This window comes from Emticicia agri, assembly GCF_004168285.1.
Classification (GTDB): domain Bacteria; phylum Bacteroidota; class Bacteroidia; order Cytophagales; family Spirosomataceae; genus Emticicia; species Emticicia agri.
Genome location: NZ_SEWF01000004.1, coordinates 227,789 through 233,788 on the forward strand (window position 1 = coordinate 227,789; position 6,000 = coordinate 233,788).

Here is a 6,000-nt window from a genome sequence, read left to right on the forward strand (position 1 = left end):
AGTAGTTTCATTTTATGATTCAAAACTCGTTAAAAAAAAATATGAATTTTGCATGAGCTTATTGTGAACCCGGCAGGATTCGAACCTATGAACCTCATATAGCAATTGACTCTTAATCAATGGGTCGATAGTTCGAGCCCCTCCGGGGGCACCTGATAATCAAGCACTTATATTTTTCTTGTAAGTGTTTTTTTATCTGCACAGGATTTACCTAGGGCTTTTAGCATCTTATATGGTAACTCGCTCTATCAGGAATAATAGTAAAACTGTTGTCAACTCCTTTGGAAATAGAAGCTTAATGCTTTTCCTGATCTTTTAATATAGTATAAGAATAAGGATTTTATTATAGTGTATCCGTATCTAATAACAAAAATTAAGATGCTGTTATGAGAGTTTATATCGAATAAGATTTTAGTAGCTAGATTTCAAATTTACTCTAACCGATGATTTTAAATAGGTGTTGATTATAAGCTAATTGTATTTTATCTACGGAGTAAATTGCTTAAAAATTGATTGAATACGGCCTGCTTTTTCAAATTCATATGCTATAAACTCTTATTCGATATAAATTCTATTATTGAAAAAAATTATTCTTCTTCCAAAGAAAAATAAGAGTTTTTATTGAATGAAATAGTGCTGAAATTAATTATCTTTAGGGCTGATTTTAGCTGTAAAACTATATAAGTACCCTTATGGGACAAAATTAGATTTTAATATCCGTCTTTGTAAACCTATTCTATCCTCCGATGATAAAACCTCTATCCCGCTTATCTAAAAGCCTTGCTGTTGCCTTTTGTCTGCTCGCTACTCACCTTACTGTTGCTCAGGTACCTTATCTGGTTAAAGACATTCTTGAAGGTTCTGCTGTTTCCAATATCAATAATCAGATAAATGTAAATGGAACGCTATTTTTTACTGCTGAAACAGTAAATTATGGAGAAGAGTTATGGAAATCTGACGGTACTGAAACCGGGACTGTACTGATAAAAGATATTTTTCCGGGAAGTAGTGGTTCTCAGATTACAATTCTATTACAAAATAATGGCATTGTGTATTTCAGAGCCAATAATGGAACAAATGGGAGCGAATTATGGAGAAGCGATGGCACACCAACCGGCACCTATATGGTAAAAGATATTAATCCTTCCGGTGATGCAGATATATTCAGTCCTAGTGTTTATGAGGGCAATATCTACTTTAGAGCCAATGATGGGGTAAATGGGGCTGAATTATGGAAAAGTGATGGCACGCCATCAGGCACCCAACTATTGAAAGATATTAATTCTAATGGAGATTCAAACATTAATGGTTTTACGATTTTAAATAATACTTTATATTTTTCTGCCACTGATAATCAGTATGGATATGAATTATGGAAAACAAATGGCACAGCGCCCGGTACAGTGCTGGTAGAAAACATTAATTCAATACCTGGCGCTGGCTCTAACCCATCTGGTTTATTCGTTTTCAAAAAGGCTTTGTATTTTGCGGCTGATGACGGCGTGCATGGTTATGAATTGTGGAAAAGCGATAGCACAGGTACAAGTCTGCTAAAAGATATAGGTACTACTACTGGCACAGAATTATCAGGTTTTACGGTTATGAATAATGATTTGTATTTTATTGCTGATGACAATGAGCATGGTTTTGAACTATGGAAAACCGATGGTACAGGGCCTGGTACAGTATTGGTAAAAGATATAAATGTAGGTACGGGCGGCGCAGACCTCTCAGATTTTACGGTCTTCAAAAAGGCTTTGTACTTTGTGGCTTATGACCCTGCCAGTGGCCGTGAATTATGGAAAAGCGATAGTACCGGAACAACAATTGTAAAAGACATTTTTGATGGAAGCACAGGCTCAAATCCGGCTTATCTGACAATCCTGAATAATATTTTATATTTTACGGCTGAATATAATGGTGGGGTAGCTTTGTGGAAAACAGATGGCACCCTGTCCGGAACGGTCATGATTAAAGATTTTTATCCGGGCATAGAATTGCTGACTAAAGACTCAGACAGCGGCAATGGCCAGTTGTATTTGGCTGTAAATGACAGTTCCCTTGGCTCTGAATTATGGAGAAGTGATGGCACAACAGCTGGTACCAAACTACTGAAGGATATTAATTCGGGGCTTCCGAGTTCCATGCCCAATCAGTTTGTTAATATCAATGGTAAACTATATTTCACTGCCAGTGGCGTGGCAGACAACGTTTCGTATGGCAATGAGCTCTGGAGTATTGGAAACTGTATCGATACAAATCCTGCTGTGAGCAAAACAAACAAAACAAGTACGTTTAATTCTCAGGTTCATAACACCACCACAACCTGCAATTGTGATATATTCAATAATCTTATCAGCAAAGTCAATGCAACGGGCACAAATCCTGTAAACGGAAACATTGAAACTGCTGTCTGGATTGAGCCGACCACACCGGCCACTTATGTGAAACGCCATTATGAAATTAAACCAGAATCTGCTGATACTACACTTACTGGTACTGTAACGCTGTACTTCACCCAGGCTGAATTTGATGCCTACAATGCAGCCACTTCAGCCTATACCTTTAAACTTCCGGTTAATAGCAGCGATGCCTCAGGCATTGGCAATTTATTGATTGAAAGACGAAGGGGTTACTCATCTGATGGAACAGGCCTGCCTGGTACTTACAATGGTAGCATCCATTCGATTAATCCTGAAGATACAGATATTGTATGGAATAGTACGGCTAACCGTTGGGAAGTCAGTTTTGCCACTACCGGATTCGGTGGGTTTTTCATCAATAGTCTTACAGTTACAGAGCCTACAGGTGTGGCTGTCAGTGCCACGGCTGTTTGCAGTGGAACACCTGTTATACTTACTGCCACTTGTGCTGTCGGAACCATTACCTGGTACATAGACTCCAGCGGTGGAACAGCTATCGGTACAGGTAATAATCTGAGTTATATCAGGACGTCACTCACTACCTACTATGCCTCTTGTGAAATCGGTAATCTGGCAAGTGCCCGTATTGCTACTAATCCTGTATCAACTCATGCTATGCCTTCGCAACCAACCAATGTTTCTGTTAGTAGTCTGGTTGTTTGCGCAGGTACCAGCATCACTCTAAGCGCTACCTGCGCCAGCGGAAGCATTGTCTGGTATAACCAGGCCACAAGTAGAACAACTATCGGGACAGGGAATGGCTTTGTATATACCCCTACCAAATCCGGTGCATATTATGCTACTTGCCTGAATGGAATTTGTGAATCAGGAAGAGTGGCGACCAGCCATACAGTATATTTGTTGCAACCTGATGCTCCGTCGAATGTTGCGGTTGATAAGACACTAATCTGTAGTGGCACAAGTGTTTCCTTAACTGCTACCTGTTCAATTGGAATGCTTAATTGGTATACACAGGCTACCGGCGGAATAGCCATTGGAACGGGTAACGCACTTTTACAAAGCCCAACTGAAAATACAACTTACTATGCCACCTGTGTAAATGGCGAGTGTTTCAGTAGCAGAGTTGCTACAAATCAGGTAACAGTTAATGCACAACCCACTGCACCAACCGGTGTAGCAGTAAATAAAACATCTATCTGTATTGGAGAGAGCATCAATTTAACAGCTACCTGCGCCATAGGTACTGTAAACTGGTATATTTCAGCAAGCGGAGGTACGGTAAGCGCAGGAGAGAGCATTGGAATTGGAAATAGCCTCGTGATAAATCCTGTGGCTACTGCTACTTACATAGCTGAATGTATAAATAATATATGCTTTAGCTCCCGGGTTCTTACCAATGAAATTGAAGTAAAATCCAGACCTAATAAACCTGTCATTACAGGTGCAGAAGATGTATGCAGCAATATAGTAACATCACTCACTGCTAGTTCAACCGGCTCTTCAGTCCAGACTACTTATCACTGGTCTGGAGGCTTAAGCGGCCAAACCATTAGTTTTTCGCCCATTACCAGCAAGGCGTTTAAAGTTGTAGCCACTTATGACGGGTGCAACAGCGATTCATCAGATGTATTCTACCTGCATGTAACCAGGCCGGTAGCGAGCATTACGGCTGATAATCAAGCCATCTGTAAAGGTGATTTTTCCCTATTGACAGGCCAATGTGAATCACTAGCTGATGCTTTTTACTGGAGCACCGAACAAGTCCTAACTAATATTCCATCTAATCCTTTGAACAAGGTTAACAGGATAGTAAGCGCACCTGGCACTTATAAAGGCTATTGCCTTTCTGAAATGGGTTGCCTAAGCTCCGAGACCAGTATTACCATTACACAGGCTGATAATTGCGGAGGACAGGGTTTTATTACCATCATTCCCGCCAAACCACTTATTTGTCCCGGTGCATCTGTCAACCTTAGTGCAAGCGGTTGTAGTGGTACCATTACCTGGATTTTTGGCACCAGCAGCCAGACCGGAACATCTATTGTCGCCAGTCCGGGTACTACCAGCACTTACATTGCCCAATGCAGTACAGGCGGAGCAGCAAGTGTTGAGGTAAATGTAGTTGGCTCTGCTGTGACAATGACTTCTAATATAGTTACTGGCACTAATCTGATTAAAGCCCTGAATACCATAGAATCGGCCAAGAAAATCGGTAATTCTGATTTTTCACCGTTTGCCAATGTGACATTTGAGGCCGGAAAGTCTATTACGCTTAAACCTGGCTTTTCAGTGGAATATAGAAGCACATTTAAAACCGAAATAAGGGCCTGTTATTAGAGTACGTCAATTAATATAATATCAGAATATGCAAAAGGCTTTTGCATATTCTGATATTATATTAATCTAAGTGTTGGAAACTACTCTACCCGAAGATTTTTAATTTATAAACAAAAAGGCTGAATTTTGTAGCGACCAAGCAAACAAAACCAACCTTTTAGAATGAGAAAACTCATTAGGGACGAAATTATAAAGATTTTTGATAAAATACCTCTTGCTAAGAATCTATCAAGGAAAAAATTCATTGGTGATTTTCTGATAGGGATGCTCGAAAGCCGGAAGGTGCAATTTAAAGAAATAGCCTTGCACATTGAGAGTGAAGCTACATTAGAATCAGTTGAACGTAGAATACAGGCATTTTTTAAGGATTATGATTTCGATTACAGGCAAGTATGTCTCTTACTATTAATGTTTTTACCTAAAGGTAAACTTCAATTATCAATAGATAGAACCGAATGGGACTTCGGCATTTATCAATGCAATATTTTGATGATAGTTGCCAAAAATGGTTCAATAGGGATTCCATTGTATTGGGAGTTATTAGATAATAATTCAGGTAATAGTAATTGTAAAGACAGGTGTGACTTATTACAATCAATTGTAGATGTGATAGGTTTGGATAGAATCGGTTTGATAGTTGGAGATAGGGAATTTATTGGTATTCAATGGCTAAAGTATCTAAAAGACAGGCAGATAAACTTCTGTATGAGATTACCTAAAAACCATTTGATAACACTTAAGAATGGGGCTGTTTGTTCAATAAACGACTTATTGTCCCATCAACAGGAGCGTTACTTTGAAACATGTTTGGTCGATGGAATCTGGTGCAATACTATGCTAAAGAAATTAGATAATAAAGACTTTTTGTTTCTGATAGGTAATCTGCCAGCCAAGCAGTTAGGAAATCTTTACCGACATAGGTGGTGTATCGAAGTTCTGTTTCAAACTTTCAAACAAAGGGGCTTTGATTTAGAAACTACTCATATTAAAGGAAACGAAAAACTTAGTAAATTGTTGGTTTTTGTTAGTATTGCTGTAGCTATAGCACTGAAAACAGGTCAATATCTCCATCAAAAAGTAAAGATGATTAAAGTCAAAAAACATGGATATAAAGCTAATAGCTTCTTTAGAAAGGGTTTAGATTATATCAGAGTAAATCTAAAAAGACAAAAACAAAATTTTATAGCTACTTGTCAGATGCTTGTATATGATTTTTTGAGGTGGATTCATTTACAATTCATCTATCACAAGGAATTAACAAAAATCTTCGGGTAGAGTA

The 6,000-nt window shown here is 38.7% G+C and carries 2 protein-coding genes; both read left to right on the top strand.

Features of this window, described 5'->3' with window-relative positions; genetic code table 11:
* Nucleotides 1-746 precede the first annotated feature (746 nt).
* Nucleotides 747-4,721, top strand: a complete 3,975-nt coding sequence (locus EWM59_RS04185) for an ELWxxDGT repeat protein (RefSeq protein WP_130019691.1) — start codon at nucleotides 747-749, stop codon at nucleotides 4,719-4,721.
* 162 nt (nucleotides 4,722-4,883) lie between these two features.
* On the top strand, nucleotides 4,884-5,996 hold the full coding sequence (locus EWM59_RS04190; protein WP_130019099.1) for an IS4 family transposase: 1,113 nt from the start codon (nucleotides 4,884-4,886) through the stop codon (nucleotides 5,994-5,996).
* The last annotated feature ends 4 nt before the right edge of the window (nucleotides 5,997-6,000 follow it).

Excerpts from the sequence above, each read along its gene's own strand:
- EWM59_RS04190 (WP_130019099.1), top strand. The coding sequence starts at position 4,884 with ATGAGAAAACTCATTAGGGACGAAATTATAAAGATTTTTGATAAAATA.
- EWM59_RS04185 (WP_130019691.1), top strand. The coding sequence starts at position 747 with ATGATAAAACCTCTATCCCGCTTATCTAAAAGCCTTGCTGTTGCCTTT.